Origin of the sequence: Campylobacter concisus (assembly GCF_003048875.2) — a bacterium.
Lineage (GTDB): Bacteria > Campylobacterota > Campylobacteria > Campylobacterales > Campylobacteraceae > Campylobacter_A > Campylobacter_A concisus_AU.
Genome location: NZ_CP049264.1, coordinates 40661 through 59186 on the forward strand (window position 1 = coordinate 40661; position 18526 = coordinate 59186).

An 18526-nucleotide genomic window follows, 5' to 3' on the forward strand; every position below is an offset into this window, starting at 1 on the left:
TATCAAATTTAAAATCTAAAATTTTATTTGTTTTAAAGCTGACTTAAATTCAGTTACAATTAAATATATTTTTCATATAATCACGGACTAAAATTATCAAAAAAGGTATATTATGGCAAACCATAAATCTGCTGAAAAAAGAGCTAGACAAACTATAAAAAGAACAGAAAGAAACAGATTTTACCGCACTAGACTTAAAAACATCACAAAAGCAGTGCGTGTAGCTGTAGAAGCTAAAGATCTAAATGCTGCAAATGAAGCTTTAAAAGTTGCTAACAAAAGCATCCACAGCTTCGTAAGTAGAGGCTTTTTGAAGAAACAAACTGCTGCTCGTCGCGTTAGTCGCCTTGCTCAATTAGTAAATACTCTAAAAGCTGCTTAATCTATTAAATTTTAATGTTTGCTGATAAACTTCATCCATTTTTGGATCGCTATGATGAAATTTCTACGCTTCTGAGCGATCCAAATATAGCAAACGATATCGAAAAGATGACAAAGCTCTCAAAAGAGCAATCATCTATCGAACCAGTCGCAACTGCTGCAAAAAAATATCTACAAATTCTAAACGACATCGAAGAGAATAAAGCCCTACTTGAGGACTCTGAGCTTGGCGAACTTGCAAAAGATGAGCTTAAAAATTTAGAAATTTCAAGAGAGAAGCTTGAAGAAGAGATCAAAATTTTACTTCTTCCAAAAGATCCAAACGATGATAAAAATATATTTTTAGAAATTCGCGCAGGCACTGGCGGTGACGAGGCTGCACTATTTGTTGGGGATCTTTTTAACGCTTACATCAGATATGCAGAGCTTCGTGGATATAAATTTGAGATCGTTAGCCAAAGCGAGGGCAACACTGGCGGTTTTAAAGAGATCATCGTGCTTATAAAAGGCAAAGGTGCTTACTCTAGGCTAAAATTTGAAGGCGGCACACATAGGGTTCAGCGCGTGCCAGAGACTGAGAGTCAGGGCAGGGTGCATACTTCGGCTGTGACTGTGGCTATCATGCCAGAGGTCGAAGATAGCGAGATCGAGATCAATCCAAATGATATAAGAGTTGATGTTATGAGAAGCTCGGGCCACGGCGGTCAGTCAGTAAATACAACTGATAGTGCTGTTAGGATCACGCACATACCAACAGGACTTGTTGTCACAAACCAAGATGGCAAGAGTCAGCATAAAAACAAAGAAGCTGCGATGAAGGTGCTAAAGGCTAGACTTTACGAGATGCAAGAGCAAGAGAGACTTGCTAAAGAGACTAGTGAGCGCAAGAGTCAAGTCGGCACTGGAGACCGCTCAGGCAGGATAAGAACTTACAACTACCCGCAAAACCGCATAAGCGATCACCGCATAAATTTAACACTTTACCGCCTTGATGCGATCATGGCTGCAGGATTATTTGACGAGATCATCGAGCCACTTATCACTCACTATCAAGCAGAAGCTATGCTTGAAGCTGGCATTTAAGCGCAAAATTTATAAATTCTTACTAAATCACTAAAAATCAAAAATCTACAAACTAAGATCTAAAGTCATCTGATCTTGAAACGATCTTAGTTTGTCTGTTTTATAATAAAAAATAATATTTATTTATATATTTTTCAAAAATAATTTAAATTAAATTTTTAGATTTTAGTTCATTTAGTACGATATTTTGGGCTTTGGTAAATTATAAATCTTTACTTATGATATTAAAAAATTTTATTAATTGATCATAAGTTCGCATTAATAATAATACTCTATAATACCCAAACATTAAATCAAAATAAGGAGAAAATATGTCACTAAGTGCAAGAAATCAACTAAATGTTGAGATATCAGAAGTAAGAACAGGTGCGGTAAATTCGTTAATAGCTGGCAAACTAGCGGGTGGTGAAGTGCTAAAAGCAACTATTACAGTTGATAGCGAGAAAGCTCTTGATCTTAAAGTTGGTAAAAAAGCTATATTCTTATTCAAAGCTTCAAGCGTTATCGTTTCAAAAGACGACAGCATCAAGCTTAGCGCAACAAATCAAATCAAAGGCGTTGTTAGCGAGATAAAAGACGGCGCTGTAAATGCTGAGGTTATCATCGACGCAAACGGCAGCAAAATTTCAGCTATCATCACAAGAGAGTCAGTTCATAACTTAGCTTTAAAAGCAGGCGACAAAGTAACTGCTATCATTAAAGCAACTCAAATCATAGTTGGCGTTAAATAATTTTTCGGGGCAAATTTGCTCCGATCCTCTCCTTTTAAACTAATTTCTAAACTTAAGCTAATATCCAAAACCAAATCCTAAAATTTCTCATAAATTTTTCAAAATACAAAATTTAATTAATACTTATTTTTTGTAAATTTAAAAATAAAATCTCCAAATTTTATACTAAATTTACTTTAATTGCCTATATAGCGTAAATATAAAGTCAAATTTGAATAAAAATAGTGTCAATAAATATTACCAAACTACGCTCTAATCGCACTTAGCTTTAATAAAGTTTAATTTAAAAAACTAATTAGACTATTTTAATAAAAAAGTCGTATAATCTAGTTAGTGAATATCTTACTTCAAAGGAGAGAGCATGAAAAATTCAGGTTTATCTAGAAGAGATTTTGTGAAATTTAGCGCTATCGGAGCCACGGCACTTGGCATGGGCGCTACAAATTTAATGGCCAGCCCAATGAACGAAAAAGATGTCAAATGGGACGAGGAGTATGACGTAGTCATCATCGGCTCAGGCTTTGCGGCTCTTGCAGCTGGTGTGACATCAGCCAAAAAAGGCAACAAAGTTGTCTTGATCGAAAAGATGGGTCGCACAGGTGGCAACTCTGTCATCAACGGCGGAATTTTTGCCGTTCCAAATAGCGACATGCAAAAGAAAGCTGGCATCAAAGATAGCACAGAGCTATTTATCAAAGACTGCTTGAAAGCAGGACGCGGCATCAACCACGTTGATCTTTTGGCAAAGATCGGCGAGAGAGCGCAAGATGCCTACAAGCTCACACTTGATTGTGGTGCAAAATATATCGATCAGATCACTCACGCAGGTGGTCACTCAGTGCCAAGAAGTCTTCAAACAGAGGTCGGCAGCGGCGCTGGCATCGTGCTCCCTATGACTGCGACATTTGAAAAATTAGAAGGCGCGTCGATCAAAAAAAGGACAAAATTTGATGATTTCGTCTTTGACGACAAGGGCGCAGTTGTGGGCGTCATCGTCAGAGAAAACTATAAATTTGATGGTAGTTTGATGAGTGACGACGTCGAAAACAAAGGCGGCGATACAAAATATATAAAAGCCAAAAAAGGCGTTGTGCTAGCAGCTGGTGGCTTTTGTAGAGATAAAATTTTTAGACGCCTTCAAGATCCAAGGATCACACCTGAGACAGACTCAACAAACCAACCAGGCTCAACAGCGGGCGCACTTTTAGCGGCATTTAGAGCGGGTGCTTATCCAGTTCAGCCAAGCTGGATACAATACGGCCCTTGGGGATGTGCCGATGAGACAGGCTTTGGCGTGGGATCGATGTTTAACGTAAATGGAGCTTTTCCATTTGGAATTTCAGTCAATCCAAGAACTGGCAAACGCTACATGAATGAGCTAGCTGACCGCAGGACAAGAACTGAAGCGATGTTTAAAGTCATCCATGAAAAAGGTGAAGACGATAAAAACTTCCCTATCAACTTCTGCGACTCAAGAGCCCTTCCTCACATGCTCCCAGCTCACTATGAAAAGGCTATCGCAGCTGGAATTTGCAAGAAATTTGACACACTTGATGCCTTGGCAGCTGAGTATAAGATCCCAGTTGATGAGCTCAAAAAAACAGTCGCAAGATACAACGAATTTGTCAAAAAGGGCGTTGATGAGGACTTTGGCAAGCCAGTTGTTGCGACTACAACAAAGGGCATTGATATCTCAGTTCCGCCGTTTTACGCAGAGCGTGGCACGCCAAAAGTTCACCACACAATGGGCGGCCTAAATATCAACACAAAAGCCCAAGTCATGAACTCTCAAACAGCTATGCCTATACCAAATTTATATGCAGCTGGCGAGATCACTGGTGGCGTTCACGGAGCCAGCCGTCTAGGATCAGTGGCTATTACTGATTGCTTGACATTTGGCATGATCGCTGCTGAGACTATCGGCTAAAAAAGGTGGCAGGCACTTGCTTGCCACTATAAATTTTTAAACCTATAAACCCCGTTTTTTACTCGCTCAAAAATTTTCTTCTCTTCAAGTAGCTTAAACGTGCTTATCACGGTTGGTTTGCTCACATTTAGCTTCTCGCAAATGTCTGAAATTTTAAGCATAACAAAGCCATTTTCATCGCTTAGCTCGCAAAGTAAATTTATGATCTCTACCTTTTTCTCGCCAAGAAGCGCTTTGTAAATTTCTTTTTCTAGCCCCAAATTTTATATCCTATCGCCACGCACCAAAGCGCGCCACATAAGAAATTTGCGATCATCACAGCCGCACTTCCAGCGTCTTTTGCCGCCTTTGCTAGGGCGTGATAGTCTGGGCTTGCAAGATCAGTCACTCGCTCTAGGCCCGAGTTTAAGCACTCGCAAACTAGCACAAATGCCATGCTAAAGATCAAAAATAGATTAAAAATAAGGTCAAATTTCCAAAAAAATAGCGAGATCGCAGCTATCAAAAATATGCAAATTTCTATGCGAAAGCTCTTTTCATTTTTAAAAATTTCAGCCAAACCCTCTCTTGCGTAGCCAAAATTTTTAAAAAATTTATACTCTGGCTGGTTTCTCATAACTTTCCTTTTTGCGATTTTTGGCATAATTATAATTAAAAAAAGGATGAAATTTGAAACTTATTAGTTGGAATGTAAATGGGCTGCGCGCAGTCGTGGCAAAAGATGGCTTTGGCTGGCTTGATGAGGTTAGGCCTGATTTTTTGGGACTTCAAGAGATCAAGGTCAAAGAAGATGACGTGCCAAAAGAAATTTACAACCTTGGTTTTAAAGATATAAGTGTCAACTCAGGCGCAAGGGCTGGCTACTCTGGCGTGATGAGCCTTGCTAAATTTGACGTGCAAACGCAAAAAGCGGCCTTTTTTGACGACACGGAGGGGCGAGTTTTGGAGCATAGATTTGATGATATCGTGCTTTTTAACATCTACTTTCCAAACGGCCAAAAGGACGACGAGAGGCTGGCATTCAAAATGGACTTTTACGAGAAATTTCTAGCTTATTGCAAAGAGCTTGTAAAAAGCGGCAAAGAGGTGATATTTTGCGGTGATGTAAATACCGCTCACCGCGAGATCGACCTGAAAAATCCAAAGGCAAATGCCAAAACTTCTGGCTTTTTGCCTATCGAGCGCGCGTGGATAGATGAGGTGCTAAAAAGTGGCTTTATAGATACCTTTAGAGCTGCAAATGGCGATGTGGCGGACGCTTACTCGTGGTGGAGCTACCGCTTTAACGCAAGGGCGAAAAACGTAGGCTGGAGGATTGATTATTTCTTCATTTCACAAGGGCTAAAAGATAGGCTAAAAGACGCCTTTATCCTGCCAGAGATCGTTGGTAGCGACCACTGCCCAGTTGGCATAGAGATAGAAATTTAGATCACGCCCTCTTCTAGCAGGTGGGTGATCAAAATTTTAAAGCCTAGAAATATAAGTATCGCGCCACCTAAAAATAGCGCCTTTTTCTCTAAAATTTCACCCATAAATTTACCGATGTAAAAGGCGGCTAGGCTTAACACAAAGCAGACTACGCCGATGATGAGCGCGCTTTTAAATATACTAACCGCTTCAAAGCTAAGCGTGACGCCAACGGCAAGCGCGTCGATGCTCGTGGCAAATGCACCTATAAAAATGGTCTTAGTATCCATACTTAATGACTCGCCAGCCTCGCTGCTACAGGCCTCTTTTAGCATTTTAAAGCCAAGAAAACAAAGTATAAAAAATGCGATGAAGTGATCAATGGAGCTTATAAATTTAGCAAAGCTAATGCCAAGAAAATAGCCAAGAAGCGGCATGAGAAACTGAAAAAAGCCAAGCATAAAAGCGATAAATAAAATTTTGCCAAGAGCAAGGCTTTTATACCTTGCGCCGTTTGCCATATTTAGAGCCGCGCTATCCATGCTAAGAGCGAAGCTAAGAAGTAAAAGCTGCATAAATTCCCCTCAAAAAGGGTGAATTTTAGTGCAAAAAGATTAAATTTATTTTAAGCGTTTAGATATTTTTTGTATGATTTTGCTTTAAATTTAAAAAAGGAGAGAAAATGAAAAGATCTCTTGTTATTCTTTGTGGCGCGCTTGCTTTAAATTTGCAAGCTGCAAGCATGGATGATATGATAAATAAAGGCGTGAAAATCGCCACTCACGCATCAAGTGGCGACTATAAAAGCTTAGTTAGCGAGGCACTAAATGCAGCTGTGAGCGAGCTTTCAAAAGAGGGCTTTATAAACAACGCCACAGCTAAAATCCCACTCCCAAAAAGCCTTGAAATGGCGTCAAATTTAGCCAAAAAAGTGGGCGGAGAGAAGTGGGCGCAGGACCTTAGCAAGTCGATAAATAACGCTGCGACCACAGCTGTGCCAAAGGCTGCTGAAATTTTTAGTGAGAGCATAAAAAATATGAGCGAGGCTGATGTTAAAAAGCTCTTTAATGGCGGCAGCGATAGCGTTACGAAGTATTTGCAGCAAAGCTCCAGCCAAAAGCTAAAGGCGGCATTTACGCCGATAATTGAAAAAATGATGAGTGATAATAGCTTTGCAACAGCCTATAATGGGCTAAATTCTTTCATCGGCGGCTCAGCTAAAAACAACGAAACGATAAAATCAGTCAAAAGCCTAGCTAAAAATTTAGGCGCAAGCGAATATGTGCCAGATGAGAGCGAGGATCTAAACGCATATATCACGAGAAAGACGCTAGATGGGCTATTTAACGTGATGAGCGAGAAGGAAAAGGGGCTAAGAAGCGGCTTTAGCCTAGATAGCGGTAAAAAGGTGCTTGACTCGATCTTTAAATGAGAAATTTAAGCGCTCAAAACAGAGCTGATATCGCTCTTATCGTAGTTGCCGTCGTTTGGGGCGCTACGTTTTTACCCATGGCAAACGCGCTAAAGACAAATGGCGTCTTTGTCATGCTATTTTGCCGCTTTTTTCTCTCGGCTATCTTTATAGGCTTTGTCGCGCTTAAATTTACTAAGAAATTTGACAAAAAGAGCGTCACCCACGGCATTATCCTTGGAGCAGTGCTATTTTTGTCATTTGCCATGCAAACTTACGCTCTAAAGCTTACTTTTAGCTCGAGCGTCGCTTTTATCACGGGGCTTGAGTGCGTGATAGTGCCTTTTATGGCGGCTATCTTTTTTAAAAATAAGATAAGTATTTTTGCCATTTTAGGCGCTATGATCGCTATTTTTGGGCTTTGGCTCTTAAGTGGCGCCACGCTAGCACTTGGGAGCGGCGAGGCATTAGCGCTTATTTGCGCGATATTTTACGCACTTTATACTACGCTAAATGGCCACTTTGTAAGAAAGAGCGAGCTTTATTTGCTTGTCTTTGTGGTCTTTCTCACCGTCTCTTTGCTCTCGTTTGTCTTTGCGTTTTTTGAAGGTAGCGTTGTGCCAAAATTTGATAGGGAATTTTTCATAGCGATATTTATCACGACGGTGATTGGCACCATATTTTGCTACTTTGTGCAAACGATCGCTCAAAGATATACGACCGCTAGCAAGGCGGCCTTGTTTTTCTGCTTAGAGCCTGTCTCTGCTGGGCTAATAGGCTACTTTTTTGCTGGCGAGATACTTAGCATCTGGCAAATTTTTGGAGCCATGCTCATCATCTTTGGCGTCATTTTTAGCGAATTTGGCAAGCAAATTTGCTCTAAATTTAAGCTCTAAAAGACAAAAAGCTTCATTTGTGAGTCTATTTTCTCATCTATAAACTCGCCCTCAAATCTCTCTTTTAACATCGCTAAAACCGTCTTTTCATCGTAGTTTTTAGCTCCGTTTATCTCAAGGTGCCAGCAGATATTTTCAGCTGCTTCTTGCACGCTTCGTCTAGCGATCCTAGTTTCGTTTAAAATTTGACTCTTATAAGCGATGCCTTGCTCATTTAGCCACGCTTCGAGCCTATCTACGACATTTTTTTGAGAGAGCACGCGGCCAAATTTTTCAAAAAATGGCTCAAGCAGATCAGAGCTTCTAGGCTTGTCCCAGCCAAGATAGAGCTTTTGTTTGGCACAGTTTTGAAATTTCAAAAAGTCTTCATCGCTCGCAATGGCTGGACTCATCGTGCAAATGGCGATATCAAAGTGCCTAAGGGGCTTAAATTCTCTCCACGAGCAAACCTCGCTGGTTAAATTTGTCACGCCAAATCTCTTTGCGTCCTCGTTTAAAATTTCTATCATCTTTTCTGAGCTATCGATGCCAGTTATATGTTTAGCCGTTTTTGATAAAAATATGCTCCAAACGCCCGTGCCACAGCCGATATCAAGGATATCTTTGCCGCTAAAATCAACTCCCCAAGCCAAGGCTTTACCAAAAATTTGCTGCTGGATAGCGCTGATCTTGCCGTCAAATCTTTGGTAGTTTGACGCCTTTTTATCCCATAAATTTTGCATTTTAGCTCCTTATTTTTGGTTATAATTTTAGCAAAAAAGGTCAAAAATGAGAGATTTTATATATCACGTCACCATCCCACCACAAGCCATCGACATGCACGGTCACATGAATAATGTCTATTATTTCACGCTTATGCAAGAGGCCGCATTTGCCCACTCTGCCGCTGTTGGCGACACGGTCGAGGCGCAGTATAAAAGGGGTGAAATTTGGCTCATCAGAAAAAATGAAGCAAAATATATAAAAAGCGCAAAGCTGATGGACAAGATAGAAATTCACACCTACACGCAAACTGAGGGCAAGGCGACATCTTGCAGATATTTTGAGTTTAAAAAGGATGGCGAGCTAATAGCAACTGGCAAGACAGAATTTGTCTATATCGATCTAAAGACAAACCGCCCAAAAGCTATCCCGGCTGAGATCATCGCGCTTTACTCGTGATCACATTCGTCGCAAACGCCCTTTATCACGGCACTTTTTATATTTTTAGCGACGCTTAGGTGGGGCATATCGATGTTTGTCACCTTGTGGCAGACGTCGCAGATGAAGTAGGCTTTGGCCTCATTTGCTAGCTCGTAGTAGCTCTTGTGGTTGTTTTCAGTTTTTATCACGAGATTTTCTTTTTCGAAAATTTCCATACTTCTATAAAAGGTCGTCTTGTTTGCGTCAAGACTCTCTAAAATTTCATCGTAGCTTAGCGGCGTTTTGGCGTTTTGTAAAATTTCAACAAGCTTTATGCGAAGCGTCGTGGCCTTGATATTGTGCTCTTCTAAGAAATTTCTCGCGTTCATCTTTGCCCTTTTGATTTTTCGTATATTAACGCTAAAAGATTTAAACTATATTTAAAAGAAAAGGCTAAATTTAGGCATTTGCTTTTTAAGTTGCAACCAAGTTGCATTTTGCTAAACTTCGCAATTATTTTTTAAAGGAGAGATAATGAGAAAAATTATCGTTTTTTTAGCTGTTTGTGCTTTGTCTCTTTTTGCAAAGCCGGTTGTGACTACTAGCATACTGCCAACGAAATTTTTTGTCGAGCAGATCGCTGGAGATACGCTAGATGTAAATGCGATGGTTGGCAAAGGCGCTGACCCACACACCTATGAGCCAAAGCCAAAGCAAATGAAGGAGCTTGAAAAGAGCGAGCTTTACTTTGCTATCGGCATCGAGTTTGAGGACGCGTGGCTTGATCGCTTCTCAAAAACGTTTAAAAATTTACGCATCGTAAAGACGCAAGAGGGCATCGAAAAGATCGCTATGAGCGAGGAGCATGAACATCATGAACACCACGAGCACAAGCACGAGGGTGAGCATAAGCATGAGCATCATGACCACGATGGTGAGCACCATCACCACCACCATGACGGCCTTGACCCACACATCTGGCTTGACCCTATCCTAGTAAAAACTCAAGCTGATAACATCGCAAAGGCGCTAATAGAGAAATTCCCGCAAAATGCAAAGCTTTATGAGGAGAATTTGGCTAAATTTAAAGCTAGCCTTGACGAGCTTGATGGCTTTATTAAAAACGAGCTAAAAGATGTCAAAACTCGTGAATTTATCGTATATCACCCATCTTGGGGCTACTTTGCAAAGCGCTATGATTTAGAGCAAATAGCTATCGAGATAGAGGGCAAAGAGCCAAAGCCAGCTGAGCTAAAAGAGCTTATAGAAGAGGCTAAAGAGCACGGCGTAAAGGTCATTTTCGTGGCTCCACAATTCCCAACAAAGGCTGCAAATTTGATCGCAAAAGAGACTGGCTCAAAGGTCGTCATGATAGACCAACTGCCTGAAAACTGGCTAGTCGAGATGAAAAAAACGGCTGAAATTTTTGCTAAAAGTCTATAAAAATGTTAGCACGCCTGATCGTCATTTGCCTACTAGCGATAAATGCCTTCGGGTGTGCTCTATGCTCGCTTTATAGCCCAACAGCTCACGTTAGCGCGAAATTTGTCGCACAAGAAAATAATATTAGCCAGATCGCTTTTACTTGGACCTTTTCGCAAAATTTCTCAGATCTTATGAAGCAAAATTTTGACCTCAATCAAGATGAAAAGATAGATGATAAAGAGCTTAGAAAGATCCGCTTAAATTTACTAGACTACCTCGTGCCAAGGCACTATCTAACGGAGATCGAGTATTATTACAAGGATGAAAACGCCACTAAAATAGAGCCAAATTTAAATAATTACAAGCTCTATTTTGACGAGGGCAGACTTAAATTTGACGTGAGTTTTAAGACAAATTTAGTGATCGCTGACGGACTTGTCGTGTCGGTTGATATGGAGGACAAAGAGGGCTATTTTAACTTCAAATTTACGCAAAATAACGCATTTTTGGTGGGTAAAAGCTTCTGGGCGATACCAAATTCAAACTCAAATTTGATATTTTTTACATTTTCAAGCAAAGAAGCAGCCAAAGCTCACAACCAAAAGCCAGCGCTTAAAGAGCTACTAAAAGAGCCAGTGGTAGGCGCGAGCGATGAGAATTTAAGCCAGATAGATAAGATCGACGAGGCTAAATTTGACATCGTCTCAAAAACTAGCCTAAGCTTGCTTGATAGGCTAAAGCAAATTTTAAGAAGCGTGGATTATAAAAGTCCGCTTGCCCTGCTATTTTTGGCACTTATATCATTTGGCTATGGCTTCTTGCACGCTGCTGGAGCAGGCCATGGCAAGGTGCTAACAAGCTCATATTTTGCCGCAACTGGAGGCAGCTACAAAAGGGCGTTTTTATTTGCCTTAAAGATCGGCTTTTTGCACGTCGTGGGCGCATTTGTCTTTGTCTTTGCTAGCTTTTTGCTGCTTCGTGAAGTAAGCAGCGACCTTACAAAGGACACCGCTAGCATAACGACTGCGTTTTCTGGCGTCGTGATCTTTTTTGTGGCGATTTTTATGCTTGTTAAAAAGATCAAATTTTACCTTTCAAACAAAAGTGAGACTAAATTTTATATTTTTAGATCAAATCTAAGCCAAAATTTGAGTAAAAATACAAAATTTAAAAGTGAATGTGGCTGTCAAATTTGCTCAACCAAAAAGCCAAAGAGCAAAGAGGAGTGGCTAGTAGCGGCTGCTGCGGCTCTTGTGCCCTGTCCTGGCACCATACTAGTTTTTGTGCTGGCAAATGAGATAGGCAGCTACTTTGCAGGCGTGATAAGTGGCCTGTTTATGGCGCTTGGCATGAGTGTGGTGATATTTGTAGCGGCAGTTTTTGGCTCAAAGATCAGCACGAACATTAAGCTAAAAAAGTTTAAAATCTATGCAGAATTTGCAGCCCTTGGCATCATGCTTTGGCTTGGACTTTTCATTTTTGTCACGACATTTACGCAAAAGAGTCTGTTTTGAAAGATATTATAAAAATTAGAAATTTAAACTTTAGCTACGATAAACAAGTCGTTTTAGAGGACATAAATTTAGACTATAGTAGCGATGAGTTTTTAGCGATAATTGGTCCAAATGGCGGGGGCAAAAGCACGCTTTTAAAGCTCATTTTGGGTCTGCTTAAGCCTCAAAGTGGCGAGATCAAGCTCTTTGGTAAAGAGCCAAGCGAGGTTAGTAAATTTATAGGCTACGTACCGCAAAATTTCCTCTCAAATCAAAGCTTTCCGATGATGGTTTTAGAAGTCGTTTTAATGGGGCTAATCGATAAAAAAATCTTTGGTTTTTACTCAAAAGATGAAAAAGCCCTAGCGCTAAGTGCCCTTGAGAAGGTCGGCATGAGGGAGTTTGCAAACGCAAGGATCGGCGAGCTAAGCGGCGGTCAAAGGCAGCGCGTCTATATCGCTAGAGCGCTTTGCGCAAATGCAAAAGTGCTCATCCTAGACGAGCCAACAGCAAGCATCGACACAAAGGGGCAGGCTGAAATTTATGAAATTTTAAAGGGCATAAATGCAAATGGCGTGGGCGTGGTTTTGGTAAGTCACGACCTAAATATCGTGCTAAACTACGCTACAAAGATCGCTTACGTGAGTAAAAATTTACACATTCACAAAACGCATGAAAACCTTGCAAAGAGGGAATTTATCGAGCATCTAGCTAGAACGCATAGCCATTTTTGTGATGTCGAGATCGCACTTGGCGAGTGCGGTTGTGAAAAAACAAAGAGCAATGTTTTTAAATTTTAAAGAGAGAAAATGAGTGAAATTTTAGAGTTAAATTTTATGCAAAATGCCTTTATTGCGGGCATTTTAGTAAGCATAATATGCGGCATGATAGGCTCGCTTGTGGTGATAAACAAGATGACTTTCATCGCTGGAGGCATCGCACACGGCGCGTATGGCGGCATAGGGCTTGCATTTTTTTTCTCGCTCGAGCCACTTTTTGGAGCGAGCATATTTTCACTATTTTTAGCGCTCATCATCGCCACTATCACGCTAAAAGACAAGACAAACATCGACTCCGTAATAGGCGCTATTTGGGCGATTGGCATGGCGATTGGCATTATCTTCATCGACCTCACGCCTGGCTATAACGCTGATCTTATGAGCTATCTTTTTGGCTCGATACTTGCAGTTAGCGGCACAGATATCATCTTTATGAGCGTTTTAGACCTCTTGTTTTTGGCTCTCATCGCGCTTTTTTACCGCCAGTTTGTGGCGATCAGCTTTGATGCGGAATTTGCAAAACTTCGCGGGGTAAATACGACATTTTTTCACTATCTGCTAGTTTGTATGATGGCGCTTTGCGTGGTGGCTACGATCCGCGTCGTGGGGCTAATACTTGTCATCGCGCTACTTACCATACCGCCATATATTGCTCAAATTTTTGCCAAAAGGCTGGGGCTAATGATGCTAATCTCAACCATTTTTTCTATCATCTTTTGCTTTATCGGCCTTGTGATCAGTTTTTATTTCAACCTCACAGGCGGAGCTAGCATCATCTTAGTCGCCTCACTTTGTTTTTTTGCGTTTAGTTTTAAATTTAAAAGCTTGAGGAGTTAAATTTAGCCCTTAAGAAGATTTTTCTGCTTTTTCTTTGAGCTTTAAAAGTAGTTTTACGTTTTTGTCTAAGTAAGCTTCATCTCTTTTTACGATATTTAAAAGCAGGATTATTAGTTCGTCGTCTTTTAGCAAGCAAATCAAGCGATAATCACCAACTCTATAGCGCCAAAGTCCGCTTAAATTTGCTACTAGAGCCTTTCCGCTTTCACGCGGGTCTTTTAGGGTTTCTAGTTTTTCGAGAGCCTTGATGATTTGCTTTTTAACAGAGCCATCAAGTTTGTTAAAATTTACCTTTGCTTCATCGGTAATGATAACTTTCATAAGCAGTTTTCTTTTTTGAGTTCATCAAGCGTTGTGCCTTTGCTGTTACTTGCTACAAATCTAGCATAAATTTCCTCAGCCTCTTTTGCATCTTTTATATCCAAAACATTATCGATCAACTCATCATCTATCTCTACTACTTTGATCTTTTCGCCAAAAAGCTGTTTCATAGCGCTGATGATTTCGCTTGTGATTATAAAGCCATTTTGCCCTTGAAGCATTACTGTGTTAGTCACTTTAGCTCCTTAAAATTTATATTTTGCGAGATTATATCATAGATGTTTGCAGCTAAAATTTATTAGCTCTTTTTAACCTAAAAAGCGTCCAAGACAAAAAGCAAATCGCCGTAAAATAGACGCTAAAAAAGAGCGCCAGCCACATAAATTTGATCTCAAGTCCTAGCCAAAAGACCACCACGTAAAAGAGCGAGCATTGAAGCACGAGCTGTCTAAAGCCATTTAGCAAAAAGATCGCCACTGGGCGTTTTATCGCTTGTAGCGTGCTGCCTGAGATGTTTATCGTGCCGTAAGCCATGTAGGCAAGTGAATTGATGCCAAGGTAGAGCTTTGCCACTTCTAGCACGGCTGGCGTGCCATCAAAGAGCCTGATCGCGCTCTCGCCAAAAAGCCTGATAAAGATGTAGGCAAAGGCGCAGTAGATGAGCAAAAAAAGAAGCGATAGCTTGTAGCACTGCATCGCTCTTTGAAAGCTCTTAGCGCCGTAGTTTCTTGAGATGATGCTAAGCACTCCTGCTGCCATGCCGATGGTTGGAAGCACTAAAATTTGCTCGATCCTTAAGGCTATGCCATAGCCTGCCACTGCATTGACGCCGTAAAAGCTTACAAATTTTAAAAGCACGAGCGAGCCAAGCGACATTGAGAGGTAGTTTAGGCAAGCTGGCAAGGCTTGCTTTAGTATCTTTGCCCAGACGGCAAAATTTGGCACGAAATAGCCTAAATTTCTAGGCTCTATCATCTTACTCTTTCTAACTTTAAAAAAGAGATAGAGCGTGCCTAAAAACTGCACGCTAGCCGTTGCTAGTGCAAGACCCTTTACTCCAAGAGCAAAGCCAAAGGCAAAAAGATAGCAAAAAAATGCGTTGATAAAAAGGCCTAAAAATAGCCAGTTGCGGTAGCTTTTAGTATCGCCAAGTGCGACTAGAACGCCGTTAAGCGATTTTATAAGCAAGAAAAATGGAGCTGCAAGAAAGATGACACCAGCGTAGTCAAGCGCCTCTTTGATGTAGTGATGATCAGCACCTAAAATGACCAGTAAATTTGGCGCTAGCAAGTAGCCACATAGCCCCATGAATAGGGCAAAAAGAAGCACAAAAACGATGCCATTTGCCGCATAAAGTTTAGCCATTTTTGGTTTGTTTGCGCCAAGGCTGTTGCCTATTAGCGCGGTGAGTGCCGAGCCAAAGCCAAGCCCGATGCCAACGACGCTTAGATAGAGCAAAAAGCTCATCGCCATGCCAGCGACGGCTATGGTAGAAATTTTAGCGGCGAAAAATGTGCCAGTAACGTTGTAAAGCGTGTTAAACATCATGCCCACGCCAGCTGGCAGTGAGAGCGAGATGATTAGTTTATTTAGCGGGTCTTTTAGTAGGTCCAAATTATCTTCTTGCTAAATTTCATCTGGGCTAAGTTCTATCAAATTTCCATCAAAGTCGTAAATATATAAACTCTTCATTGCTCCAAGTGCTCCGTTTCGCCTAGCGACACCAAGCTCTATCTTCACACCTTTTGAAAGTAGCTCCAAACGCACCTCCTCTCTATGTCATTTTTAGCTAAAAGCATATATCAGCGCTACCCTTTGTTGGATGCTTTGCCGCAGGTAAAAACTCGCCCTCAAACCTATGTAAATTTATCTTTTGTGAGCCAAAATTTAGGCTAATGTGACCGTTTTTCTGAGCTGGTCGCATGCCTAAAATGTCGCAGTAAAATTTAAGCGCCTCTTTAACGTCGCTTACGACTATAACGATGTGATCTAAATTTTTTATCTGCATTTTAGCTCACATCTTTATTTTTGATCTCTTGATGCCCTTTTTCTAGCGTAGATATTTAGGCATTCAACCGCTAGCGAGAAGCCCATCGCAAAGTAGATGTAGCCTTTTGGCACATGCACGCCAAAGCCATCAAGCACGAGCGCAAAGCCAACAAGCACCAAGAATGCTAGTGCGAGCATTTTTATTGTTGGGTTGTTATCGACAAATTCTGAGATCGCTTTTGAGGCAAACATCATCACGCCAACTGCGATGATGACGGCAAGTATCATGATGTCGATGTGCTGAGCCATGCCAACTGCGGTGATAACGCTATCGAGTGAAAAGACTATGTCTAAAATGCCTATTTCTAGGATAGTGGCAAAAAATCCTGGATGAGACTTGCTCTCATGAGCCTCTTCATGCTTGCCAGTGACGTTTGCGTGGATCTCCATTGATGATTTTACTATCAAAAATAGACCGCCTATTATGAGCACTAGATCGCGTCCAGTGATGCTAAGCTCGCCTATGCTAAAGAGCGGCTTTGTAAGCTTCATGATCCAAAATAGCGAAAGTAGCAGGATGATCCTAGTGATCATCGCAAAGCCAAGCCCTAAAATGCGGCCTTTGCCCCTTTGCTCTGGTGGCAGTTTGCCTACTAAAATAGCGATAAATATTATGTTATCTATGCCTAAAACTATCTCCAAGCAAGTTAGCGTAAGTAGCGATATCCACGCCTCTGGCGAACTCAACCATTCAAACATTTGCTTCCTTTGTTAAAATTTTTATTATGCTCTCAGGCAAAATTTCATACTCTATGGCGTGAATTTTAGCCTCCCACTCATCTAAGCTCATGCCATCTTCTCTTTCAAACGCTCTTTGTGCGATCAGTTTGCCCCCATCAAGCTCCTCGCTCACGTAGTGCACGCTAACTCCGCCAAGCATCATGTCACTCTCAAAGCTCTCTTTTATCGCATGAGCGCCCTTAAAAAGTGGCAATATGGAAGGATGTAAATTTATGGCTTTTATCTGCGCCGTAAAAACTGGCGTTAGTATCCTCATGAAGCCTGCAAGCACTGTAAGATCAGCACCGCTTTTTAAAATTTGCTCCACCAAAACAGCGTCAAATTCCTCACGGTTTTTAAATTTAGCACTCTCTATGACGAGCGTTTCAAGTCCAAATTTCTTAGCTCGCTCGATGCCAAAAGCACCAGGCTTGTTGCAGATACAAAGGCAAACTTCGATCTTTACGCCGTTAAAAATTTGATTATGAACTTTTTTAAGTATCGATTCTAAATTTGAGCCACTGCCGCTAAAAAGCACGGCTATCTTTTTCGTAAGCATTTTACTCCTTTGATGATGTCTGTTGGCTCCAGCGCGTAGCTGTTTTTGCCAAAATTTCTAAGGCTAAGCGCATGAGCTAAAGTGGCTGAGATGGCAGCATTTAGTGGCTCGTAGCCTTGAGCCAAAAGTGCTAGTACAAGGCCGCTTAGCACGTCGCCACTGCCGCCTTTTGCAAGCGCGCTTTTACCATAAGGCATGACGTAAATTTGCCCATCTTTGGCGATTATGGTGTTTGCTCCTTTTAGCACAAGAACGGCATTAAATTTCACGCTCCAAGCCTTAGCGTAAGCGTATCTGTTTTCTTGCAAAGTTTGCACATCTATATCGGCCATTTTGCAAATTTTTAAAAGCGAGCAAAACTCCTTTGGATGAGGTGTCAAGACGCAGTTCTCGCTTAGCAGGTCAAGCACTTTTGGGCTGTAAAAGATATCAGCGTCAAGCACAAGCTTTTTGCCATTTAAATTTTGCACCTCAAGCTCTTCTACGCCCTTTTTGCCAAGCCCCATGCCAAGGGCTCCAGCGTTCATTTTTTCACTTATATTGCTAGCTTGCATGATGTGCGTTGGTAAATTTAAACCCTGCTCGCCTATCACGCTAACTAGCCCAGCCCCAAAGGCAAATGCCGCCTTTGCGCAAAGCTTGCTAGCTCCTATGTGCTCGCCAGATATGATAAATGCGTGGCCAAAGTCGCCCTTATTTACGCACTTATTTTTTCTATTTGGAAGTATGAGATCGCATTTTTCAAGCAAATGATAGTCGCTCTCGCACTCGTAGTTTTGCGCGCTTATGCCAAGTGTGGCGAGTTTTATCTTGCCAACATAGTCTTTTGCTGCGTCACTATAAAGAGCTAGCTTTCTAGCTCCCATCGTGATGGTAGCGTCTGCTTTTACGCAAGCGCCAAGCACCTTGCCATCGTTACTTAGCCCGCTTGGCACGTCGCAAGCGATGATATAGGCAGGGCTGGCGTTTATTTTTGAGATTAATTCTATGTGCTTTTTGTCTAAATTTCTATTTAGCCCTGAGCCAAAAAGCCCATCTATGAAGCATTTTGCGCTATTTAAGCTATTTTCTATATCTTTGCTCTCTCGCACGCCAGCAAATTTGACCCTTTCAAGCTGTTTGGCGGCAAGTGGCTTTAAATTTTTACTAGCTAGGATAAATTCACACTCATACTCGCCCTCTAGCATCCTTAAAGCGCAAAGCACGTCAGCGCCGTTATTTCCGCCACCGCAAATGCCAAGCACCCTCTTGCCTTTTTTAAATTTCTTACGGATGAAATTTGCTATGGCTGCGGCTGCATTTTCCATTAAAAGCTCTTCGCTAAGGTTAAATTTCTCGCCTGCTCGCTCGTCTAAAACTCTCGTGTCTAAATATAAATTTTTCAT

The 18526-nt window shown here is 41.3% G+C and carries 25 protein-coding genes; 12 read left to right on the top strand and 13 right to left on the bottom strand.

What is annotated here, in order from left to right:
• Positions 1-112: 112 nt before the first annotated feature.
• From rpsT to CVT07_RS00250, 4 genes are all read left to right on the top strand, one after another.
• Complete coding sequence (gene rpsT, locus CVT07_RS00235; RefSeq protein WP_004317319.1) at positions 113-382, top strand: 30S ribosomal protein S20; 270 nt, start codon at positions 113-115, stop codon at positions 380-382.
• 14 nt (positions 383-396) lie between these two features.
• On the top strand, positions 397-1464 hold the full coding sequence (gene prfA, locus CVT07_RS00240; RefSeq protein WP_004317452.1) for a peptide chain release factor 1: 1068 nt from the start codon (positions 397-399) through the stop codon (positions 1462-1464).
• Between the two features lie 311 nt (positions 1465-1775).
• On the top strand, positions 1776-2195 hold the full coding sequence (locus CVT07_RS00245) for a TOBE domain-containing protein (RefSeq protein ID WP_009295093.1): 420 nt from the start codon (positions 1776-1778) through the stop codon (positions 2193-2195).
• A 361-nt stretch (positions 2196-2556) separates the two neighbouring features.
• Positions 2557-4122, top strand: coding sequence for a flavocytochrome c (locus tag CVT07_RS00250; RefSeq protein WP_107936118.1), 1566 nt, complete (start codon positions 2557-2559; stop codon positions 4120-4122).
• 26 nt (positions 4123-4148) lie between these two features.
• Here CVT07_RS00250 and CVT07_RS00255 read toward each other — a convergent pair whose 3' ends face one another.
• Positions 4149-4382: a replication/maintenance protein RepL gene (locus CVT07_RS00255; protein ID WP_107936120.1), complete on the bottom strand. Its 234-nt coding sequence runs from the start codon at positions 4380-4382 to the stop codon at positions 4149-4151.
• The gene (locus tag CVT07_RS00260) at positions 4373-4738 is read right to left on the bottom strand and encodes a diacylglycerol kinase (RefSeq protein WP_107936122.1); all 366 of its coding nucleotides are present in this window, start codon (positions 4736-4738) and stop codon (positions 4373-4375) included. The genes CVT07_RS00255 and CVT07_RS00260 overlap by 10 nt, the downstream gene beginning before the upstream one ends.
• Before the next feature lie 53 nt (positions 4739-4791).
• Here CVT07_RS00260 and CVT07_RS00265 point away from each other — a divergent pair, with 53 nt between their 5' ends.
• Complete coding sequence (locus tag CVT07_RS00265; RefSeq protein ID WP_107936124.1) at positions 4792-5550, top strand: exodeoxyribonuclease III; 759 nt, start codon at positions 4792-4794, stop codon at positions 5548-5550.
• Here CVT07_RS00265 and CVT07_RS00270 read toward each other — a convergent pair.
• The gene (locus CVT07_RS00270; RefSeq protein ID WP_107936125.1) at positions 5547-6104 is read right to left on the bottom strand and encodes a manganese efflux pump MntP; all 558 of its coding nucleotides are present in this window, start codon (positions 6102-6104) and stop codon (positions 5547-5549) included. The two genes, CVT07_RS00265 and CVT07_RS00270, sit on opposite strands and share 4 nt — an antisense overlap.
• A 107-nt stretch (positions 6105-6211) precedes the next feature.
• On the opposite strand from CVT07_RS00270, the gene CVT07_RS00275 reads away from it, so the two are divergent.
• Both CVT07_RS00275 and CVT07_RS00280 read left to right on the top strand, forming a co-directional pair.
• Positions 6212-6961: a DUF4197 domain-containing protein gene (locus tag CVT07_RS00275; protein ID WP_103609510.1), complete on the top strand. Its 750-nt coding sequence runs from the start codon at positions 6212-6214 to the stop codon at positions 6959-6961.
• Positions 6958-7836: a DMT family transporter gene (locus CVT07_RS00280; RefSeq protein ID WP_107936127.1), complete on the top strand. Its 879-nt coding sequence runs from the start codon at positions 6958-6960 to the stop codon at positions 7834-7836. The genes CVT07_RS00275 and CVT07_RS00280 overlap by 4 nt, the downstream gene beginning before the upstream one ends.
• On the opposite strand, the gene CVT07_RS00285 is transcribed toward CVT07_RS00280, so the two are convergent.
• Entirely contained in the window at positions 7833-8558 is a 726-nt protein-coding gene (locus CVT07_RS00285) for a class I SAM-dependent methyltransferase (RefSeq protein ID WP_107936129.1), read from the bottom strand. The genes CVT07_RS00280 and CVT07_RS00285 overlap by 4 nt on opposite strands.
• Positions 8559-8604: 46 nt before the next feature.
• On the opposite strand from CVT07_RS00285, the gene CVT07_RS00290 reads away from it, so the two are divergent.
• On the top strand, positions 8605-8997 hold the full coding sequence (locus CVT07_RS00290; protein ID WP_087583398.1) for an acyl-CoA thioesterase: 393 nt from the start codon (positions 8605-8607) through the stop codon (positions 8995-8997).
• Here the strand turns inward: CVT07_RS00290 and CVT07_RS00295 are convergent.
• Complete coding sequence (locus tag CVT07_RS00295; RefSeq protein ID WP_103650011.1) at positions 8988-9347, bottom strand: Fur family transcriptional regulator; 360 nt, start codon at positions 9345-9347, stop codon at positions 8988-8990. The two genes, CVT07_RS00290 and CVT07_RS00295, sit on opposite strands and share 10 nt — an antisense overlap.
• A 145-nt stretch (positions 9348-9492) precedes the next feature.
• Between CVT07_RS00295 and CVT07_RS00300 the strand changes: the two genes are divergently transcribed.
• The 4 genes from CVT07_RS00300 to CVT07_RS00315 are packed head-to-tail and all read left to right on the top strand — an operon-like array spanning position 9493 to position 13492.
• A complete protein-coding gene (locus tag CVT07_RS00300; protein WP_107936131.1) occupies positions 9493-10401 on the top strand; it encodes a metal ABC transporter solute-binding protein, Zn/Mn family in 909 nt (302 codons plus the stop codon).
• 2 nt (positions 10402-10403) lie between these two features.
• Positions 10404-11897, top strand: coding sequence for a DUF1007 family protein (locus CVT07_RS00305; protein ID WP_107936133.1), 1494 nt, complete (start codon positions 10404-10406; stop codon positions 11895-11897).
• A complete protein-coding gene (locus tag CVT07_RS00310) occupies positions 11894-12676 on the top strand; it encodes a metal ABC transporter ATP-binding protein (protein WP_021086647.1) in 783 nt (260 codons plus the stop codon). Before CVT07_RS00305 ends, CVT07_RS00310 begins: the two co-directional genes overlap by 4 nt.
• A 9-nt stretch (positions 12677-12685) precedes the next feature.
• Positions 12686-13492 carry a metal ABC transporter permease gene (locus CVT07_RS00315; RefSeq protein ID WP_004317440.1) on the top strand — a complete coding sequence of 269 codons (807 nt, stop codon included), beginning with the start codon at positions 12686-12688 and terminating at the stop codon, positions 13490-13492.
• 9 nt (positions 13493-13501) lie between these two features.
• Here CVT07_RS00315 and CVT07_RS00320 read toward each other — a convergent pair whose 3' ends face one another.
• From CVT07_RS00320 to CVT07_RS00350, 8 genes are read right to left on the bottom strand one after another with little or no spacing between them, the layout of a single operon-like run.
• Positions 13502-13813 carry a type II toxin-antitoxin system RelE family toxin gene (locus tag CVT07_RS00320; RefSeq protein WP_107936135.1) on the bottom strand — a complete coding sequence of 104 codons (312 nt, stop codon included), beginning with the start codon at positions 13811-13813 and terminating at the stop codon, positions 13502-13504.
• On the bottom strand, positions 13810-14049 hold the full coding sequence (locus CVT07_RS00325; protein WP_087583405.1) for a hypothetical protein: 240 nt from the start codon (positions 14047-14049) through the stop codon (positions 13810-13812). Before CVT07_RS00325 ends, CVT07_RS00320 begins: the two co-directional genes overlap by 4 nt.
• 52 nt (positions 14050-14101) lie before the next feature.
• The gene (locus tag CVT07_RS00330) at positions 14102-15427 is read right to left on the bottom strand and encodes an MATE family efflux transporter (RefSeq protein ID WP_107936137.1); all 1326 of its coding nucleotides are present in this window, start codon (positions 15425-15427) and stop codon (positions 14102-14104) included.
• Between the two features lie 12 nt (positions 15428-15439).
• The gene (locus CVT07_RS10230) at positions 15440-15574 is read right to left on the bottom strand and encodes a hypothetical protein (RefSeq protein WP_269059562.1); all 135 of its coding nucleotides are present in this window, start codon (positions 15572-15574) and stop codon (positions 15440-15442) included.
• A gap of 28 nt (positions 15575-15602) precedes the next feature.
• Entirely contained in the window at positions 15603-15821 is a 219-nt protein-coding gene (locus CVT07_RS10065) for a VOC family protein (RefSeq protein ID WP_230855708.1), read from the bottom strand.
• A 14-nt stretch (positions 15822-15835) separates the two neighbouring features.
• Complete coding sequence (locus CVT07_RS00340; RefSeq protein WP_107936139.1) at positions 15836-16561, bottom strand: TerC family protein; 726 nt, start codon at positions 16559-16561, stop codon at positions 15836-15838.
• Positions 16554-17141, bottom strand: a complete 588-nt coding sequence (gene purN / locus CVT07_RS00345; protein ID WP_107936141.1) for a phosphoribosylglycinamide formyltransferase — start codon at positions 17139-17141, stop codon at positions 16554-16556. Before purN ends, CVT07_RS00340 begins: the two co-directional genes overlap by 8 nt.
• Positions 17123-18526, bottom strand: a complete 1404-nt coding sequence (locus CVT07_RS00350; protein WP_107936143.1) for an NAD(P)H-hydrate dehydratase — start codon at positions 18524-18526, stop codon at positions 17123-17125. The genes purN and CVT07_RS00350 overlap by 19 nt, the downstream gene beginning before the upstream one ends.